The sequence below is a fragment of the Bradyrhizobium sp. 26S5 genome, assembly GCF_036923295.1.
GTDB classification, from domain to species: Bacteria; Pseudomonadota; Alphaproteobacteria; order Rhizobiales; family Xanthobacteraceae; genus Bradyrhizobium; species Bradyrhizobium septentrionale.
The window spans coordinates 2373530-2390754 of the sequence record NZ_CP145948.1; the positions used below are offsets into that span (position 1 = coordinate 2373530).

Annotated in this window: 16 protein-coding genes; 4 read left to right on the forward strand and 12 right to left on the reverse strand. The window is 65.9% G+C overall.

The window, feature by feature from the left end; genetic code table 11:
• Positions 1-42 precede the first annotated feature (42 nt).
• From V5279_RS11110 to V5279_RS11145, 8 genes are all read right to left on the reverse strand, one after another.
• Complete coding sequence (locus tag V5279_RS11110; RefSeq protein ID WP_338697258.1) at positions 43-711, reverse strand: hypothetical protein; 669 nt, start codon at positions 709-711, stop codon at positions 43-45.
• A gap of 150 nt (positions 712-861) precedes the next feature.
• Positions 862-1605: a hypothetical protein gene (locus V5279_RS11115; protein WP_029083723.1), complete on the reverse strand. Its 744-nt coding sequence runs from the start codon at positions 1603-1605 to the stop codon at positions 862-864.
• A 225-nt stretch (positions 1606-1830) separates the two neighbouring features.
• A complete protein-coding gene (locus V5279_RS11120) occupies positions 1831-3075 on the reverse strand; it encodes a M48 family metallopeptidase (protein ID WP_338697261.1) in 1245 nt (414 codons plus the stop codon).
• 28 nt (positions 3076-3103) lie between these two features.
• Positions 3104-3664 carry a LemA family protein gene (locus V5279_RS11125; protein WP_166214396.1) on the reverse strand — a complete coding sequence of 187 codons (561 nt, stop codon included), beginning with the start codon at positions 3662-3664 and terminating at the stop codon, positions 3104-3106.
• Between the two features lie 251 nt (positions 3665-3915).
• Complete coding sequence (locus V5279_RS11130) at positions 3916-4926, reverse strand: small ribosomal subunit Rsm22 family protein (RefSeq protein ID WP_338697265.1); 1011 nt, start codon at positions 4924-4926, stop codon at positions 3916-3918.
• 122 nt (positions 4927-5048) lie between these two features.
• The gene (gene smc, locus V5279_RS11135; RefSeq protein WP_338697267.1) at positions 5049-8513 is read right to left on the reverse strand and encodes a chromosome segregation protein SMC; all 3465 of its coding nucleotides are present in this window, start codon (positions 8511-8513) and stop codon (positions 5049-5051) included.
• Between the two features lie 334 nt (positions 8514-8847).
• Positions 8848-9504 carry a DsbA family protein gene (locus V5279_RS11140; protein WP_166298714.1) on the reverse strand — a complete coding sequence of 219 codons (657 nt, stop codon included), beginning with the start codon at positions 9502-9504 and terminating at the stop codon, positions 8848-8850.
• 121 nt (positions 9505-9625) lie between these two features.
• Complete coding sequence (locus tag V5279_RS11145) at positions 9626-10105, reverse strand: DUF721 domain-containing protein (protein WP_338701120.1); 480 nt, start codon at positions 10103-10105, stop codon at positions 9626-9628.
• A 142-nt stretch (positions 10106-10247) separates the two neighbouring features.
• Between V5279_RS11145 and mutY the strand changes: the two genes are divergently transcribed.
• Together mutY and V5279_RS11155 are read left to right on the forward strand one after the other, a co-directional pair.
• Positions 10248-11339, forward strand: coding sequence for an A/G-specific adenine glycosylase (gene mutY, locus V5279_RS11150; RefSeq protein WP_338697270.1), 1092 nt, complete (start codon positions 10248-10250; stop codon positions 11337-11339).
• A 70-nt stretch (positions 11340-11409) separates the two neighbouring features.
• Positions 11410-11829, forward strand: a complete 420-nt coding sequence (locus V5279_RS11155; RefSeq protein WP_166298710.1) for a PaaI family thioesterase — start codon at positions 11410-11412, stop codon at positions 11827-11829.
• A gap of 142 nt (positions 11830-11971) precedes the next feature.
• Here V5279_RS11155 and V5279_RS11160 read toward each other — a convergent pair whose 3' ends face one another.
• Positions 11972-13237 (reverse strand): flavin-dependent oxidoreductase, encoded by a 1266-nt coding sequence (locus V5279_RS11160; protein ID WP_338697273.1) that lies wholly within the window; start codon positions 13235-13237, stop codon positions 11972-11974.
• Positions 13238-13404: 167 nt separating this feature from the next.
• On the opposite strand from V5279_RS11160, the gene V5279_RS11165 reads away from it, so the two are divergent.
• Complete coding sequence (locus V5279_RS11165; RefSeq protein ID WP_338697275.1) at positions 13405-14025, forward strand: glutathione S-transferase family protein; 621 nt, start codon at positions 13405-13407, stop codon at positions 14023-14025.
• 60 nt (positions 14026-14085) lie between these two features.
• Here the strand turns inward: V5279_RS11165 and V5279_RS11170 are convergent, their stop codons facing one another.
• Positions 14086-15003: a LysR family transcriptional regulator gene (locus tag V5279_RS11170; protein WP_166307345.1), complete on the reverse strand. Its 918-nt coding sequence runs from the start codon at positions 15001-15003 to the stop codon at positions 14086-14088.
• Positions 15004-15152: 149 nt separating this feature from the next.
• Between V5279_RS11170 and V5279_RS11175 the strand changes: the two genes are divergently transcribed.
• The gene (locus V5279_RS11175; RefSeq protein ID WP_338697277.1) at positions 15153-15575 is read left to right on the forward strand and encodes a nuclear transport factor 2 family protein; all 423 of its coding nucleotides are present in this window, start codon (positions 15153-15155) and stop codon (positions 15573-15575) included.
• 166 nt (positions 15576-15741) lie between these two features.
• Here V5279_RS11175 and V5279_RS11180 read toward each other — a convergent pair whose 3' ends face one another.
• Both V5279_RS11180 and V5279_RS11185 read right to left on the reverse strand, forming a co-directional pair.
• On the reverse strand, positions 15742-16422 hold the full coding sequence (locus tag V5279_RS11180; protein ID WP_338697279.1) for a glutathione S-transferase family protein: 681 nt from the start codon (positions 16420-16422) through the stop codon (positions 15742-15744).
• 127 nt (positions 16423-16549) lie between these two features.
• Positions 16550-16876, reverse strand: coding sequence for a hypothetical protein (locus V5279_RS11185; RefSeq protein ID WP_166298706.1), 327 nt, complete (start codon positions 16874-16876; stop codon positions 16550-16552).
• Positions 16877-17225: the final 349 nt, after the last annotated feature.

A 17225-nucleotide genomic window follows, 5' to 3' on the forward strand; every position in this document is an offset into this window, starting at 1 on the left:
CACCCCAACCCTCTCCCCGTAAGAACGGGGAGAGGGGGGCAGCTACATCCGCTGCAGCAGCATGCTCAGTTCGAGATCGCGGAAGGTGGTGTAGTTCTTCCGGATCCACTGATGCAGCTCGGTCGATGAGTCCCTCTCCTGGCGCAGATAGCCGGTGAAAGAGAAATTCAGCCGGTCGATATAGGTCTTCAGGAACACCGGCAGCGCACGGAAGCGCAGCACCCGGCTGGCGGTCATCACAGGCGGCAGCTCGCCACGCACCACGAACTCATTGTCGATGACGACGAGCCCGTTCGGCGGGATCTGGCCCTGGAGCATCTGGTAGCCGCGCACCGAGGCGCGGTCGGTATCCGCCACGTAGAGGATGACGGGCGCGACGCGGCGGCGCAGCGCCTCCTTCATCAGCCCGATCTGGTCGGCCATTTTGAAGAATTCGTCGAAGGCGTGGTAGCCGAGGTCGATCACCTTGGCGATGCCGTCATTGACGATGACGCGGTCCATCAGCTGCATCTTGCCGTAGGTGTCGATCACGTCGGCGGTTTCCGTGATCCGCGGCAGATAATCGAGCAGTGACGGCTCCTTCAGATTGATGTCGAAGCAGACCACGTCGCCGTTCTTGAGCAGCAGGAATTCGCCGAGCAGCCGTGCGATCAGCGTCTTGCCGACCTGCGGGCGGGGCGAGCAGATGATGTAAACGGGCGTGGACGACATCGCCCGCTATATCAGGCCAAATTTTCGCCTAATCCAGCCCCATCGCCGCCCCCAGGCGCGATTTTTTCGCTGCCGGGCGCGACTTTTTTCGCTGCCCCGGGCGCGATCTTTCGCTGCCCCTGGCGCGACCTTTCGCTGCCTTGGACGCGACTATTTTTCGCCCTTGCCCGACTTGGCGCCGACCAGGTCGGTCAGCTTGATCCGGTCGAACTCGCTCCAGACATTGGCCAGCCAATGCCGGACATAGCCGCGCAGCACGAAGGAGTAGTTCGCGGCGTCGTCGTTGATGCCCTTGTTGGCGACGAATTTCAGGAACGGAACCGAGGAGACCTCGACCTGCTCATAGGCCATTTCGTTGAGCTTCGGGATGGTGAGGTCGACGGCATCCTTGATGCGGTGGAAGTAGGAATTGTAGGTCGCCTGGTCCCACTGGAAGAACTGGGTGTCGTTGATGAAGTTCTTCACCAGGAAATATTTCGCGCCGCTCATGAAGTTGGCGGTCTCGGCGATCTCGTCCAGCGAGGCGATCGAGGGGCCGAGGATATGGAACACGGCGAAGGTGATCTGGCCGGAGCGCGCCGCGTCGAGGAAGCCGATGTCGCGCAGCGAGGCCAGCGCGGGCGACAGCAGGCCGGCGCGGACGTCGATCACGGTGACCGAGGAACCGGCGTTGAGCGTATCGAAGATCTTCATCTGGTCCGCGGTCGTCGTCATGTCGACGATCTCGGTGATGTCGGGGTGGAAGCGCTTCAGCGTGCCGCGCGGCGACTCGGTGTCGAACGCCCGGGTCTGCACATTGTTGGCGCTGAAATAGTCCAGGAGCGTCCGCGAGACGGTGGTCTTGCCGACCCCGCCCTTGTCGGCGCCCACCACGATCACAACCGGCTTTGCCATGGAAATCCCTTGAAGCGCGCTCCCGACCGCGATGGCGATCGGCAAGTCCCCACACTGCTTTGGGCGCGAACATGGCAGAAACGAGGGAGAATTCAATTCCTTAAGGTGCCCGCGACCGGTTTGGTGGGGATTTCCTTAATGGACTGAGTAAGCTAGGGGCATGATCCGGAAAAGTGCGAAGCGGTTTTCCGAAGAGATCATGCCCAAATCAAAGAGCTGGCGGGATCAGCGGTGACGGCCCCAAGGTCCCTGAAGAGGTCCCTGGAGCGGGCCCAGCGGTCCCTGTGCGGGGCTGGTGCCCGGCAGCGCCGGCGGGTTGTTCGCCGGTGCAGGCGGCGTATCACCCCACGGGCCGTGGGTGACCGGCGGCGGCTGGTCGCCCGCCAGAGGCGCCTCATCCTGCGTCTCCGTCTGGTCCGATGTCTCGTCCGGCAGCGCCAGCGGTCCGGGGTCGTGGCCGCCGGCATATTTCACCAGCGCATCGACCCGGGACTTCACCGACGGGTGGGTGGCGAACAGGTCGGCAAAGCCCTCGCGCGGATTGTCGATGCAGAGCTCCATCACCGCCGAGGTGGCATCCGGCAGCTCGCCGCGGTTCTCGATCTTGCGCAGCGCGGTGATCATCGCATCGGGATTCTTGGTCAGCTCGACCGATCCGGCATCGGCCAAGAATTCGCGCGAGCGCGACAGCGCGAGCTTGACCACCTGCGACAGCAGCCAGGCCAGCACGATCAGCGCGACCGCAATGATGATCACGACGATCGCGCCGCCGCCCGAGCCCTTGCTGTCGCGGTCCGAGGAGGATGACGAAGATCGAGAGGATGACGAGGACGACCAGCCGCCTCCGCCGCCGCTCGAGTTCCACGACAGGTTCGTGAACAGGCGGAAGAACAGCTCGCCGAAGAAGCCGACCGCGCCGGCGATGATCACGGCGACCACCATCAGCTGCACGTCGCCGTTCTTGATATGGGTGAGCTCGTGGCCGAGCACGGCCTCGATCTCCTGGTCATCAAGCGCGTTCAGCAGACCCGTGGTGACGGTGATGGCGTATTGGCGCGGGTTCAATCCGGTCGCAAACGCATTCAGCGCCGGGCTGTCCATCACCTTCAGCTTCGGCATCGGGATGCCGCGCGAGATGCAGAGATTTTCCAAGAGATTGTAGAGCCGCGGCTGTTGCTGCCGCGTGACGCTTTCGCCGCCGGTGACGGCGTCGATCATCTTCTGGTGGAAGAAATAGGCGATCACGATCCAGGCCACTGCAGCGATCGTCGCCCATGGGAAGGCGGAGACGAGATCGCGCGAGGCGTGGGTCAGGTAATAGTCGACCGAGCGGCCGCTATCGATCATCACTTCCGCAACCAGCGCGCCGGCATAGACCAGCACGTAGATCAGCAGGAACAGCCCGCCAAGCAGCAGCATCGAACGAAACTTGTTCGATGCGATGTGCGTGTAGAGACCGTAGGCGGCCATGAGGGCTCTCGCCGGCGCTCGTCGCGCCTCAGAACTTCACGCTCGGTGCCGCCTCGACCTCCGTGCGGCTCGCGCCGAGGTCGAAGAAATCCTTGCGGGTGAAGCCGAACATGCCGGCGAACAAGGCGGCCGGCATCTGCTGGATGCCGGTGTTGTATTCCTGGACCGCGTTGTTGAAGAAGCGGCGGCTGGCGGCGATCTTGTTCTCGAGATCGGAAAGCTCGGAGGCGAGCTGCTGGAAATTGGCGTTGGCCTTGAGGTCCGGATAGGCCTCCGACAGCGCGATCAGCCGGCCGAGCGCGCCGGAAAGCTGGTTCTCGGCCGCCGACACCTGGGACGGTCCCTGCGCCGACATCGCCGAATTGCGCGCCTTGATGACGTCATCGAGCGTGCCGCGCTCGTGGGAGGCGTAGCCCTTCACGGTCTCGACCAGGTTCGGGATCAGGTCGTGGCGCTGCTTGAGCTGCACGTCGATGTCGGCAAAGGCCTGGCCGACCCGCTGGCTGAGCGCAACGAGGCGGTTGTAGGCGCCGAATGCAAACAGCACGAGAAGAACGATGACGCCGATAACGATCCAGCTGGTCGACATGACGAGGCGGCTCCTGATGGGACGAAACGGCGGCACCGTAGCCCAAGATCGGGGCGCAGGGCAGCCCGCCGCGGAAAGGTGGGCAAGCGTTGGTCGGTGGCGGACGCGAATTGGTTCAACATCGTCCCGTTAGTTCGACGCCGTCGTCCCGGCCTAGTGCGCAATTGCGCACGGGAGCCGGGACCCATACGCCGCGGCCCGCGCAAGGGGCACAAGCGGCGTCGGCTTCGCTTTACAACTGAGATCGGTGGTTATGAGTCCCGGCTTTCGCCGGGACGACGTGGGCTGTTGGTGACGACGCCATCGCCCCAGCGCCAGCGCCTGGCGCGGGCGTAATCGGCCTTGGCGCGGCGGGGGACTTTTGCGACCACGACGCCATCGGGCGTGCAGAGCTTGGCCGCAATCTCGACCTTGCCGACGTCAGGCTGCGCCAGCACACGGGGCGGGCGCGCCGCCAGCGGCGTGCGGCTCAGTGCGACATAGGCGAAGCGCTCATCCTCGAACGGCAACTCGGCGCCCTTGACCTGCTTGTGCGCGCGCGAGCGCTGCAGGCGCTGCGAGAAGTGGCACCAGTCCGGCGCCACTAGCGGGCAGCCGCCGTCATGCGGGCAGGGGGCCGCGACATGGGCACCAGCTGCGATCAGTCGTGCGCGCAGTGCGATGATCCGCGCGTAGCCCGCGGGCGTGCCGGGCTCGACGACCAGCAGCGTATCCCTGGTCTTGGCCCACATTGCATCGGTGAGCGCGGCGCGCTCGGTCTCGCCGATCTCATTGATCACGTAGCTTGCGATCACGAGGTCGGCTGTATCGGCATGTGTGACGTAGGTGCGCGCCTGTCCAAGCTCGTATCTGACGCCGCGCAGCCGGCTGCTCTTGCGCGTGAGGTCCAGTGCCAGTGTACGCAGGGCTTCATTGGCATCCAGCAGGGTGAAATCCTGGAGCGACGGGAAAGCCTCCGCCGCGGCCCAGCTTGCCGTACCCGGCCCGGCGCCGACATCGAGCAGGCTTGTGGGCGCGAAGTCCGGTCGGATCTCGGTCAGCGCGTTGAGGCTCGCGACCACGGCCGCATAGGTCGCCGGCATCCGCGCCAGCGCGTAGGCCAGCGCATCGGTCTCGGATCGGATTGTGCCGCCGGAGCCGCCGCCGGCGCGATAGGTCTCGGAGATTGCCGCGGCGCGGCCGGCCGCCTCGTTGCGCGACAGGCCTTCGAGTTTGGCGTTGAGTGCCGTTCTGAGCTCGGCGGGGAGGTCGTGCGAGGTCATCGTCTGCCGTCATCCTGAGGTGCGAGCGTTTGCGAGCCTCGAAGGATGACGATCGCATATTGTGGCCCATCCTTCGAGACGCCGCGCGAACGCGCGGCTCCTCAGGATGACGCCAAGATACCCTACGCCACGTTCTGGTCGAGAATATCCACCGCGCCCTGCAGGTCGACCGAGACCAGCTGCGAGACGCCGCGCTCGGCCATGGTGACGCCGAACAGCCGGTTCATCCGCGCCATCGTGATCGGGTTGTGCGTGATGATGATGAAGCGCGTCTCGGTCGAAGCGGTCATCTCGTTCAGCAGGGTGCAGAACCGTTCGACGTTGTGGTCGTCGAGCGGCGCGTCGACTTCGTCCAGCACGCAGATCGGCGACGGGTTGGTGAGGAATACAGCGAAGATCAGCGCGAGCGCCGTCAGCGCCTGCTCGCCGCCCGACAGCAGCGACAGCGTCTGCGGCTTCTTGCCGGGCGGCTTGGCGATGATCTCGAGACCGGCTTCGAGCGGATCGTCGCTCTCGATCAGATGCAGCGCCGCCTCGCCGCCGCCGAACAGCTCGGTGAACAGCCGCTTGAAGTGAGCGTTGACGGTCTCGAACGAGGTCAGCAGGCGCTCGCGGGCTTCGCGGTTGAGGCTCTGGATGCCCTGCCGCAGCCGCTTGATCGCCTCGACCAGGTCGTCGCGCTCGGTGGTCAGCGCGGTGTGCTGGGTCTCGACTTCCTTCAGCTCTTCCTCGGCGCGCAAATTGACGGCGCCGAGCCGCTCGCGGTCGCGGCGCAGCTTTTCGAGCTCCTCCTCGACCTGGGCGACCGGCGGCAGCTCCGCGCCGGGCTCGATCTCGGCCATGCCGACGACCGCGCTCGGCTCGACCTCGAGCATGTCGTGGATCTCGCGCTCGATGTCGGCGAGGCGGCGGCGGGTGCCTTCCATGCGCTCTTCGGCGCGCGCGGTGGCTTCACGGGATGACGACAGCGCTTCGAGCGAGGCCTTGGCGAGGCGATCGGTTTCCGCCATCGCGGCCTCCGCGGTCGCCAGCGCATCGGCGGCGATCCGGCGGTCACCCTCGGCGTGCTCGATCTCCGTGATCAGCGCGCTGCGCTTCTCGGCGAAGACTTCCGGCGCGTTGGCCAGTTCCTCACGCTCGATCGACACTTCGGCGATGCGCGCCTCGATGGTCTCGACCTGCGAAGAGGCGCTGGTCTTGCGGTTCTGCCACTCGTTGCGCTCGGCAAGGATCGCCTGCACGCGGCGGTCGGCGAGCTCGGCCTCACGGGCGAGCGCCTGCGCCTCGGCGCGAACCTGTGCAGCGGCACGGCGCTGATTGTCGATCTCGGAACGAACCGCAGCGAGCTGGGCCTCGGTCTCGACGCCCGGCGGAAGTTCGGCGAGCGCAGCAGCAGCGCTCTCATGCGCGGCTTCGGCCTCAGCGCGGTCGGCGGCGACGCGGCTGTGCGCCTCGGTCAGCGCCGATTTGCGGGCGGCATGGCGGTTGATCTCGCGCTCGGTCGCGGCATGGCGTTCGCGCGCGGCATCAGTCTCGCGGCGGGCGGCACGCACGGCTTCACGGGAGGCACCCTCGGCGGCGGACGCCGACCGCAGTTCCTCTTCGGCAGTCTCCAGCGCCTGGCGCTTGGCGGCGGCATCGATGCGGGCCTGTTCCAGCTCGTGCTCGATATCGACCAAGCGGGCGCGTTCGGCGAGACGGCGCGCCGCGCCGGTCGGGGCATGCGCGTCGGCGACGAAGCCGTCCCAGCGCCAGACGTCGCCTTCGAGCGACACCAGCCGCTGGCCGGTCTTGAGCTGCGACACCAGTGCGGCGCCGCGGTCCTTCGCCACCACGCCGATCTGGGCGAGACGGCGCGCCAGTTCCGGCGGCGCCTGCACGTGATCGGCCAGCCGCTCGACGCCGTCGGGCAGGGCAGGGTCGCCGGCGGCTTCACCGACATTGGTCCAGCGCATCGGCGCGGACGAATCCACGGGCGCGTCGAGGTCGTCGCCAAGCACGGCGCCGATCGCCTTCTCATAGCCCTTGGCGACCGTGATGCCGTCGATGATCGGCGGCCACAGATTCTTGGTCTCGCTGGTGACGAGCTTGGAGATGGTGCGGGCTTCGGTCTCAAGCCGCTGCACGCGCTTCTCGGCCTCGGCAAGCGGATTGCGGGAGGCTTCCAGCGTTTGCCGCGCGGCAGCGTGATGCGCCTCGCTGGATTGCACGGCGGCCTCGGATTCGGCGAGCGTCTGCTGCGCCATCTCCATGGCGGCGGTGAGCGCGTCGATATCGCCGAGATTGCCGGTCTCCTGCGCGAGCTTGGTTTCCTCGGCCTGAACGTTGGCGATTTCCTGATCGAGCCGCGCCAGCCGGTCGCGATGCGTGCGCACGCCGGCCTCGAGCTGGTTGCGCTTCGCGGTCAGGTCCGCGAGCTGCGTGGTCAGCTCGGAGAACTGGCGCTCGGTCGCGGCCAGGATCTCCTCGGCCTCGGAGACGCGCTCGTCGACGCCAGAGCGCTTCTCGACCCGCGACTTGATCTCTTCCTTCAGCTCGGCGTCTTCGGTGTCGAGCCGCTGCAGCGCGACGTCGGCATCCGAGGTCTGCTGCTGCTCGCGCGCGATGTCCTGGGCGAACTGGGTGAGGCGGCGATCGAGCTCGCCGACGCGCTCCTTGGCGCGCTGCTCCTCGCGGTCGAGCATCTCGCGCGCATTGGTCAGGCGCTGCAGGCCGGCGGCGGCGCGAGCCTCGGCATCGCGCAGCGCCGGCAATTCGGCGGCGCGGATCGCCTGGATGCGGGCGGATTCGGCCTGCTCGCGGGTGCGCTCGGCCATCTCGCGCACGGACAGATCATGGTTATGCGCGGCGTCGTTGACGTCGGCATTGGCCTCGATCCAGCGCAGATGGAACAGCATGGCCTCGGACTTGCGCACCTTGGCCGCGACCTCGCGGTAGCGGATCGCCTGGCGCGCCTGCTTCTTCAGGCCTTCCATCTGGCCGCTGAGCTGGCCGATCACGTCCTCGACGCGGGTGAGGTTGGTTTCGGCCGCCTTGAGCCGCAGTTCCGCCTCGTGACGGCGGGCATGCAGGCCGGCAACGCCCGCGGCGTCTTCCAGCACGCGGCGGCGCTGCTCGGGCTTGGCCTGGATGATCTCGCCGATCTTGCCCTGGTGGACCAGCGCCGGCGAACGCGCGCCGGTGGCGGCGTCGGCGAACAGGATCTGCACGTCGCGGGCACGCACGTCGCGGCCGTTGATGCGGTAGACCGAGCCGGCCTCGCGCTCGATGCGGCGGGAGATTTCGAGCAGCTGGCTGTCGTTCACCGCGGCCGGCGCCGAGCGATCGGAATTGTCGATCGTCATCACGACTTCGGCGTGATTGCGCGCCGGACGGTTGCCGGAACCGGCGAAGATCACCGCATCCATGTCGGCCGCGCGCAGCGACTTGTGCGAGGTCTCGCCCATCGCCCAGCGCAGCGCTTCGACGAGATTGGATTTGCCGCAGCCGTTCGGTCCGACGACGCCGGTCAGGCCCGGCTCGATCATGAAATCGGTGGGTTCAACGAACGACTTGAAACCGTGCAGGCGGAGGCGCGTGAGCTTCATGTACACAAATCTCGTTTGGCCGGGCGCGAATCTCCCTGCCGTGACAGTACCATGGAAGGCAATGTCGTGTTTGGGGCGAATAGCTGCGTGCAGCTCTCATGAGCGGCGACAATGGCGATGCCCGCGCGTCAGGGCAACCGCTTGACCTAGCTTTTCCCAAGGGATTTGCAGGGTTTTATGACCTCTGCATGTCCTGGAAGATTCGCATCACGCGAATCAGGTTTTCAACAAGCAAATATTGCGACGGCTGCGCGCCGTGATCGCAAATCATCCACAATTATCGTGCCCGGCGCGTGATGCGGGCACGAACGACGTCAGGTTTGTCGACTCGCGATCAGCTCTTCAGCAGCGGATCGATGCGCTTGCTGAACTCCTCGAACGAGGTCTCGCCCTTCACCATCTCGCCATTGACGAAGAAGGTCGGCGTCGAGTTCACCTTCAGCACTTCGTTGGCGTATTTCTGGTCGGCGGCGATCTTGTCGAGCAGCTTCTGATCCTTCAGGCAGTCCTCGACCTGCTGCTGGCTGAGGCCGGCCTGCTTGCCGATCCGCGTCAGCGTCTCGGTGGTGTTCTTGACCACCCAGTCGTTCTGTTGGCGGAACAGCAGGTCGATCACGGCGAAGAACTTCGGCGCGTCATCCTTGGCGATGCAGCGCGCCAGCATCGAGCCGGCGGCGGCCTTGATGTCGAGCGGGAATTCGCGGAACACGTAGCGGACTTTGCCGGAGTCGATGTAGGTCGACTTGATCTTCGGGAACACGGTCTCGTTGAAATTGGCGCAATGCGGGCAGGTCATCGAGGCGTATTCGACGATCGTGACCTTGGCGTCCTGCGGGCCCAGCCCCATGTCCGGCAGCGACTGCGGCTTGGCGACCTCGGCAGCGGACTGCGCGAACGCCTCCGTGATCAGGCGCAGCGGCGACAGGCCGGCGAGGGCGGCGAGCCCGGTCAGCGAGAGAGCGGTGGTGAAAGCGCGGCGCGTGATGATCAAGGTCAGCTCCCGGATTGGCGCATTCACGCCAGCATGAAGGGGTCCCGAAAAGAAGCCTTCGCTAGCTTGAAACGACCATTGTGGCAATGCCGGGGTCTCGCGGCCGACCCCGCGAAAAGCGTCAATTTCGCTTGATCGTGGCACCCAGCCGGGCCAGCGCCGCGCGCAGATCATCGTCCTCGACGGCGGCGAGGTTTGCCGCCTCTCGGGCCACGGTTTTGGGGTCGGGCGGGCGCAGCCGCGCCGGGCGGCTGCGACGCGAGAGGGGCGCCTGCCGGATGGTCAGGCGGCCGACCGCATGCCAGCCGAAGAAGCGGTTCACCCGTTCCAGGATGACATCGGAGGAATGCTGGATCTCCAGCGCCATCGGCCCTTCGACCCGCAGCACCAGCGTCGCCGGCTCCTGCGGCTGCCCCTCCACCGGCCGCGGCCACTGCATCTTCAGCGGCTCGCAATAGGCCGCGATCCGCTCGCCCGCGATTTCGGTCCAGCGCGTCACCAGTTCGCGCGCGGCGAAGCCCTGCTTGGCATAGGCGTCGTTGAAGACGTCGCTGAGCAGGATCGACAGGGGTTTTGCGCTGATCGGACCGGGTTTTGCCATGGGAGGGGTTATAGCAGTGGAGCCGATGCGGCTGAAACCGTGTTCATCATTATGGCGGCGTTTCCGTCCCGGAGGAAGAAAGACGTGGATGCCCGGGTCAAGCCCGGGCATGACTTGGAGATATCTGTCTTAAAGTAACGCCATGAGCTCTCGCGCGGCCGCCAAGACCAAATTGACCGACCAGCAGGCCGACCGCCCGGCACGGCTGCTGGCCTGGTATGACCGGCATCGCCGCAAGCTGCCGTGGCGCGCGGCGGCAGGGGAGCAGGCTGATCCATACCGTGTGTGGCTGTCGGAGATCATGCTGCAGCAGACCACGGTGCGGGCGGTCGGACCTTATTTCGAAAAGTTCCTGTCGCGCTGGCCTGATGTGACGGCGCTCGGCCGCGCCTCGCTCGACGACGTCCTGAGGATGTGGGCCGGGCTCGGCTATTATTCGCGCGCGCGCAACCTGCATGCCTGCGCGGTCGCGGTGCTCAATGACCATGGTGGGGTGTTTCCGGACACCGAGGACGGCCTGCGCGCGCTGCCCGGCGTCGGGCCCTACACCGCCGCGGCGATCGCCGCGATCGCGTTCGACCGCCGCACCATGCCGGTGGACGGCAATATCGAGCGGGTGGTGTCGCGGCTCTACGCCGTCGAGGCGGCGCTGCCGCAGGCCAAGCCGCTGATCCAGCAAATGGCCGCGACGTTGCTCGGCCCGTCTCGCGCCGGCGACAGCGCGCAGGCCCTGATGGACCTCGGTGCCACGATCTGTACGCCGAAGAAGCCGGCCTGTGCGCTGTGTCCCCTGAACGACGATTGCGCGGCCCGCGTCCGCGGCGACCAGGAAAGCTTCCCGCGCAAGGCGCCGAAGAAGAGCGGCACCTTGCGCCGCGGCGCCGCCTTCGTGGTGACGCGGGGCGGCGAACTCCTGGTGCGCTCGCGCCCGGAGAAGGGCCTGCTCGGCGGCATGACCGAAGTGCCGGGGTCGCAATGGCTTGCCGGGCAGGAGGATGCGGCCGCGCTCACGCAGGCGCCGGAACTCAAGGGCGTCACGCGCTGGCACCGCAAGGCCGGTGTCGTCACCCACGTCTTCACGCACTTTCCGCTCGAGCTCGTGGTCTATACCGCCAGCGTTCCGCCGCGGACCCGCGCGCCGGAGGGCATGCGCTGGGTGCCGGTCGCGACCCTGGATGGCGAGGCGTTCCCCAATGTGATGCGCAAGGTCATCACGCACGGGCTGGATCTCTAGAAGATGACGGCCTGCTGACACCATGCTGGCAGCAGGGCTTCGCTATCACCTCCGGCACACGGAGGCCGCCATGATCGCAACCGCACTCGACCGCATCCCGATGCCGCCAGTCGCAAAGCTGCTGGGGTGGCGCGTGGTTGACGCGCGTCCGCAGGAGGGCTGGATCAGGATCGTGTTCGACGGCAAGCAGGAGTTCTGCAATCCGGCCGGCTTCATCCAGGGCGGTATGCTCTCGGCGATGCTCGACGACACGATGGGACCTGCGGTGTTCGTGATGACCGAGGGCAGGCTGTTCACCACCACCATCACGATGAATGTGAATTTCCTGGCGCCCGCAAAGCCCGGGCCGATCACCGGCGAGGCCACCGTGACGCAGCTCGGCAAAACCATCGCCTTCGTCGAGGGCCGGCTGACTGCCGCCGACGGCACGCTGCTCGCTACGGCGACGAGCAGCATCCGCCTGGTGGAGGCGGCGCGGGCGCTGCGGTAGCGCCGCGCGCACCACTGTTGGAGCCGTCACCCTGAGGTGCGAGCAGAGCGAGCCTCGAAGGGTCGACGGCCACTGGCGTTCCGCGCTCTCCAGCGACAACGGCAAAGCCGTTGCGCGGGCATGACGGGGATAGGCCTCGCGTTCAGCCCGTCCGCTGCACGATCGGCAGCTTGGCGTTCAGCCCTTCGACCTGGAAGCCGGCGACGCGCTTGTAGTTGGCGGCGATGTCTTCCAGCTCCTGCTGCGACAGCACGTCGGTGACGACCTTGAAGCCATCGGGCGCGCGCTCCTCGACCAGCTGCATCACCTGCTCCGGCCCGTTGCGGCGGTTCAGCATTACGAGATCCGTTGTCGCCGGCCGCCGCTCGGCCTCATAGGCACTGAGCGCAGCCTGCGTCGCGCCATGCGCCAAAATCTCGCGCGTCAGCACGCGCGCATCCAAAATCGCCTGCGACGCGCCATTGGAGCCGATCGGGTACATCGGATGCGCGGCGTCGCCCATCAGCGTGACGCGGCCGAAGGTCCATTGCGCGATCGGATCGCGGTCGACCAGCGGATATTCATAGGCGTGCGGGCAGTTGCGGATCAGGCCCGGCACGTCGAGCCAGTCGAAATTCCAGCTCTCGAACCACGGCAGGAACTCATCGAGCTTGGCGGTGCGGTTATAATCCTCGCGGCGCCACTGATAGGTCGGCGGCATGTGCCGCTCGGCGACCCAGTTGATGTCGAACTTGCCGTCGGCGCCGGCCTGCTTCGAGATCGGGTAGCAGACGAATTTCAGGATCTCGTGGCCGGCCATGATCATGGTACGGCCGGTCAGGAAAGCGTCGCCGCGGGTGATGCCGCGCCACAGGATGCGGCCGTTCCAGATCGGCGGTCCTTCCTGCGGATAGAGCTTTTCGCGCACCGCCGAATGGATGCCGTCGGCGGCGATCAGCACCGCGCCGTCGAAGCTGCCGGCGGGCTTGCCGGTGGCGCGGTCGATGAAATCGGCGCGCACGCCATCCGCGGTCTCGGTCCAGCCGGTGAGGTGATGGCTGGTCAGGATGTTTTCACGTCCCAGCCGTTCGGTCGCGGCGTCGAGCAGCAACTGTTGCAGCCGGCCGCGATGGATCGAGAATTGCGGCCATTTGTAGCCGGCCTCGAGCCCGCGCGGCTCGCTCCAGATCGGCTTGCCGTGCTTGGAGAAATAGGCGAGCTCGCGGGTCCGCACCGCCGATGCGTCGAGCACGTCGTGCAGGCCGAGCTCGATCAATTCGCGCACCGCATGCGGCAGCACGTTGATGCCGACGCCGAGCGGCCGCAGTTCGGGCACGCTCTCGAACACGCGACAGGGAACGCCGATCTGGTGCAGGCTGAGCGCCAAGGTCAGCCCGCCAATTCCGCCACCTGCAATGAGGACAGTCATGAAAATCCCCTCTCGATCGGCATGGTCATCGCACGGCGGCCCCGCTGCGGGCAAGCTCCGCGGTACCGCGGGGTGGACGGCAGGGGGAGGTGCCGCTAACGTCCGCCGCATCTGATAAAAAGGGCCGGGTTCAGAGCGAACCGACAAGGCCCGGAGAGGACATCGACATGCTCAAGCTCTATTTCGCGCCCGGCACCTGCGCGCTCGCCTCCCACATCGCCCTGGCCGAGGCCGGCGCGCCCTACACGACCGAGAAGCTCGACTTCAAGATCAACCAGCAGAACAGCCCGGAGTATCTCAAGATCAATCCGAAGGGCCGGGTGCCGACGCTCGTCACCGAGCGCGGCGTGTTGACCGAGACGCCGGCGATGCTCGCCTACATCGCGCAGACTTATCCGCAGGCGAAGCTCGCGCCGCTCGACGACGCCTTCGAGTTCGCGAAGCTGCAGTCCTTCAATTCCTATCTCTGCTCGACGGTGCATATCTGCCACGCCCACAAGATGCGCGGTGCGCGCTGGGCGACGCAGGAGACTTCGTTCACCGACATGAAGGCGATGATCCCGAAGACCATGGGCGCCTGCTTCAATTTGATCGAGCGCGACATGCTGAAGGGCCCGTGGGTGATGGGCGAGAACTACAGTGTCGGCGACGCCTATCTCTACACGCTGACCCTCTGGCTCGATGGCGACGGCGTCGACATCGCGACCCTGCCCAAGGTGAAGGCGCATCGCGCCGCAATGGAGAGCCGCCCGGCGGTGCAGAAGGTGCTCGCCGAGCAGAAGGCATAGGGCCAAAAATTCGGTGTCGTCCCGGCTTCCGCCGGGACGACGCGGGGAAACAGCGGGCGCTTACCCCGCCCTCCCTTTCTCCAACTCCCGTCCCGTCTCCAGCATCAGCCTCCGCAGCCACAGCGAGCCCGGGTCCATTTGGGCCCGCGTCGGATAGAACATGTGCTGCTCGTCGATCCCGGGATCGAGCGGCGGCGTCACCGTCACCAGCGACAATTGTTTCGACAGCGCGGCGATCAGCCGGCGCGGAACGAAGGCGACGAGGTCGGTGCGCGCGGTGACGTGCAGCGCCTCGATATAGCCCGGCACCACCAGTGCGATCCGCCGCTCGATGCCCTTGGCGCGCAGCCAGGTGTCGATCAGATCCTCATTCTGGCCGCGGATGATCACGGCGACATGCCGCGCGGCGAGAAACGTCTCGCGCTTATTCAATTTGGTGCCGGCGGGATGGCCGCGCCGCACCGCGAGCGCATCGCTGTCGGTGTAGAGCCGCTGGCGGTGAAAGCCTTTGAAGGCGTCGCCGATCGAGATCACGAGATCGATGGTGCGGGCGAACTCCGGCGTGAAGATCGCAGGTCCCCGCCACGGCACCACATCGATCGTGACGTTCGGCGCCAGCCGGGTCACCTTCTCCATCAGCGGCGGCATCAAGAGCTCGACCGCGAGGTCGGGCATCATCAGGCGGAAATGCCGTTCGCTGCGCGCCGCGTCGAAATCGTCGGAGACGAACAGCGTGCGCACCTGGTCGAGCGCCTGTGCCAGCGGCGAACGCAGCGCCTGCGCCCGCGGCGTGAGCTCCATCCGCGCGCCGTTGCGCACCAGGAGCGGATCGCCGATCAGGTCGCGCAGCCGCTGCAGCGCGTGGCTGGTCGCCGGCTGCGACAAATTGAGCCGCATCGCTGCACGGCTGACATTGGCTTCGCGCAGCAGCGCGTCGAGCGCGACCAGGAGATTGAGGTCCAGCGAATTCAAATTCATCAGGTGAATATACATCATAGCAGCTATCGATTGGAAGAATGCGCGCCGGTGCCGCAGGATGGAAAGCAAGCGTTTTCGAGCGAAGTGGGTACCGGTTCGCGTGAAGAAAACGCGTCAAATCAGAGCAACCCATCGCAAGGAGACGCGCCATGAGCGCAGCCGACAACAAGAAACTGGTGCAGGAGATGTTCGTGATCGCGGGCAGTCCAGATCCGGCGGTGCGCGAGAATTCGCTGTTCATGGCGACGCTCGCCGACGACGCGATCTGGACCGTGACCGGGCAATATTCCTGGTCGCGCACCTTCACCGGCAAGCCATCGATCATGAATGACCTGCACGGCCATGTCCGCTCGAAACTGGTCGAGCGCGGCCGCACCGTCGCCCATCGCATCATCGCCGACGGCGACATCGTCGTGGTCGAGGCCAAGGGCAACAACCTCACCAAGCAAGGGCAGCGCTACGACAATGACTATTGCCTGGTGTTCCGCTTCGACGACGGCCGCATCAAGGAGATCCGGGAGTATTGCGACTCGGTTCTGACCGAGAAGGCGCTCGGCGCGTTTCCGACATAGAGCGTTTTCGAGCGAAGTGGACGCCGGTTCGCGTGAAGAAAACGCGTCAAAACAAAAAGCTGGAGCTTCGGTTCTGATTCAATCAGAACCGAAGCTACAGCCACGGGCGGCATAAACGAGAACGGCGCCCGCGAGGGCGCCGTTCTGTTGTCGATGGCCGGTCGGCTCACGCCACCTTGGTCGTCATGTGCTTGAACATGTTGCGGCGGGCCTCGTCGTCCATCTCGGCCTTGAAGGTGAATTTGTCCTTCAGCGCGATCGCCCGGGCGGCGGCGGGACGCGCCGAGATCTCGTCGACCAGGCGCTTCACATGCGGGTACCGTGCATAGGCGTCGTCGCCGAGCTTGAACGGCACCATCCGCGCCCAGCCCCACAGCGCCATGTCGACGATCGAGTAGCTGTCGCCGGCCATGTAGCGGCGGCCTGCGAGATGGCCGTCGAGGATCTTGTAGTGGCGATCGGTCTCGTACTGGTAGCGGTTATGGGCGTAGTCGTGGTTCTGGTCCTTCGGCGCAAAATGCTTGAAGTGCACGGCCTGTCCCGAATACGGCCCGACACCGGTTGCGATGAACATCAGCCAGGACAGCAATTCGGCGCGGTTGGTCGGCAGGAATTTGCCGGTCTTCTCGGCGAGGTAGAGCAGGATGGCATTGGAATCGAACACCGTCGTGCCGTTGTCGTCGATCGCCGGCACCTTGGCGTTCGGGTTGATCTTCAGATAGTCCGGCGTGAACTGGTCGCCCTTGCGGGTGTCGACCGCGATCGGCTCGAACGGCAGTCCGGACTCCTCGAGAAAGAGCGCGACCTTGGTCGGGTTTGGCGAGCCGTTGAAATAGAATTTGAGCATGAAAGGGGTCTCCTTTGGGGTGTGACCGGCGCGCGGCCTGCGAGGGCCGCGGACGGCCCCTCATGCGCAAATTTCACCGCGCTTCGCAACCGACGAGTTTGTGAGGCAGCTGCGCGCGGCGCGCCGGTCAGCCGAACCAGCAGAAGCCGACGATGCCCGCTGCGACCAGGGCTGCGCCCGCGATCTCCAGCACGACGGCGGAGCGCATCGCGGCGTGCAGGTGAGAGAGCTGGGTCGCGCGCTCGGAGCCGCGAGCATGGCCGTGGACGATGATCTCCTGGTTGAACTCGCCATGCGCCTCGAGCCCGAGCGTCAGTCCGACCGAGACCAGCAGGATGCCGAAAATGATCAGGCCGAAAAATCCGAGCAGGCCGATCAGCAGCATCGGAAACATGCCGAGCAGGAAGACCGGCAGCAGCGGCACCAGCAGCAATGTCTCGGATTGTCTTCGCATCGGACGACCAATCGAAACGGCAAGTGACTCACACAAATGTAGGCCCGCCACTGCGGCGTCACAAGGTGGCCGCGTTCAAGACGACGTCATCTTTCTCCACTCGTCATTCCGGGGCGCCGCAACGCGGCGAGCCCAGAATCCATCAGGCCGCCGCTGATGCGGCCCGATGGATTCCGGGCTCTCGCTTCGCGAGCCCCGGAATGACGAAGGAGATAGGAACCGTAGGATGGGTGGAGCGACGCGATACCCATCATTCGTGCCGCGGATCCGAGGTGATGGGTTTCGCTTCCGCCTTCGCTCTTCGAGCTACGGCGGACAAGTCACTCTACGCATCCTACGACGCCGCAAT

Excerpts from the sequence above, each read along its gene's own strand:
- V5279_RS11110 (WP_338697258.1), bottom strand. The coding sequence starts at position 711 with ATGTCGTCCACGCCCGTTTACATCATCTGCTCGCCCCGCCCGCAGGTC.
- V5279_RS11115 (WP_029083723.1), bottom strand. The coding sequence starts at position 1,605 with ATGGCAAAGCCGGTTGTGATCGTGGTGGGCGCCGACAAGGGCGGGGTC.
- V5279_RS11120 (WP_338697261.1), bottom strand. The coding sequence starts at position 3,075 with ATGGCCGCCTACGGTCTCTACACGCACATCGCATCGAACAAGTTTCGT.
- V5279_RS11125 (WP_166214396.1), bottom strand. The coding sequence starts at position 3,664 with ATGTCGACCAGCTGGATCGTTATCGGCGTCATCGTTCTTCTCGTGCTG.
- V5279_RS11130 (WP_338697265.1), bottom strand. The coding sequence starts at position 4,926 with ATGACCTCGCACGACCTCCCCGCCGAGCTCAGAACGGCACTCAACGCC.
- smc (WP_338697267.1), bottom strand. The coding sequence starts at position 8,513 with ATGAAGCTCACGCGCCTCCGCCTGCACGGTTTCAAGTCGTTCGTTGAA.
- V5279_RS11145 (WP_338701120.1), bottom strand. The coding sequence starts at position 10,105 with ATGGCAAAACCCGGTCCGATCAGCGCAAAACCCCTGTCGATCCTGCTC.
- mutY (WP_338697270.1), top strand. The coding sequence starts at position 10,248 with ATGAGCTCTCGCGCGGCCGCCAAGACCAAATTGACCGACCAGCAGGCC.
- V5279_RS11155 (WP_166298710.1), top strand. The coding sequence starts at position 11,410 with ATGATCGCAACCGCACTCGACCGCATCCCGATGCCGCCAGTCGCAAAG.
- V5279_RS11160 (WP_338697273.1), bottom strand. The coding sequence starts at position 13,237 with ATGACTGTCCTCATTGCAGGTGGCGGAATTGGCGGGCTGACCTTGGCG.
- V5279_RS11165 (WP_338697275.1), top strand. The coding sequence starts at position 13,405 with ATGCTCAAGCTCTATTTCGCGCCCGGCACCTGCGCGCTCGCCTCCCAC.
- V5279_RS11170 (WP_166307345.1), bottom strand. The coding sequence starts at position 15,003 with ATGAATTTGAATTCGCTGGACCTCAATCTCCTGGTCGCGCTCGACGCG.
- V5279_RS11175 (WP_338697277.1), top strand. The coding sequence starts at position 15,153 with ATGAGCGCAGCCGACAACAAGAAACTGGTGCAGGAGATGTTCGTGATC.
- V5279_RS11180 (WP_338697279.1), bottom strand. The coding sequence starts at position 16,422 with ATGCTCAAATTCTATTTCAACGGCTCGCCAAACCCGACCAAGGTCGCG.
- V5279_RS11185 (WP_166298706.1), bottom strand. The coding sequence starts at position 16,876 with ATGCGAAGACAATCCGAGACATTGCTGCTGGTGCCGCTGCTGCCGGTC.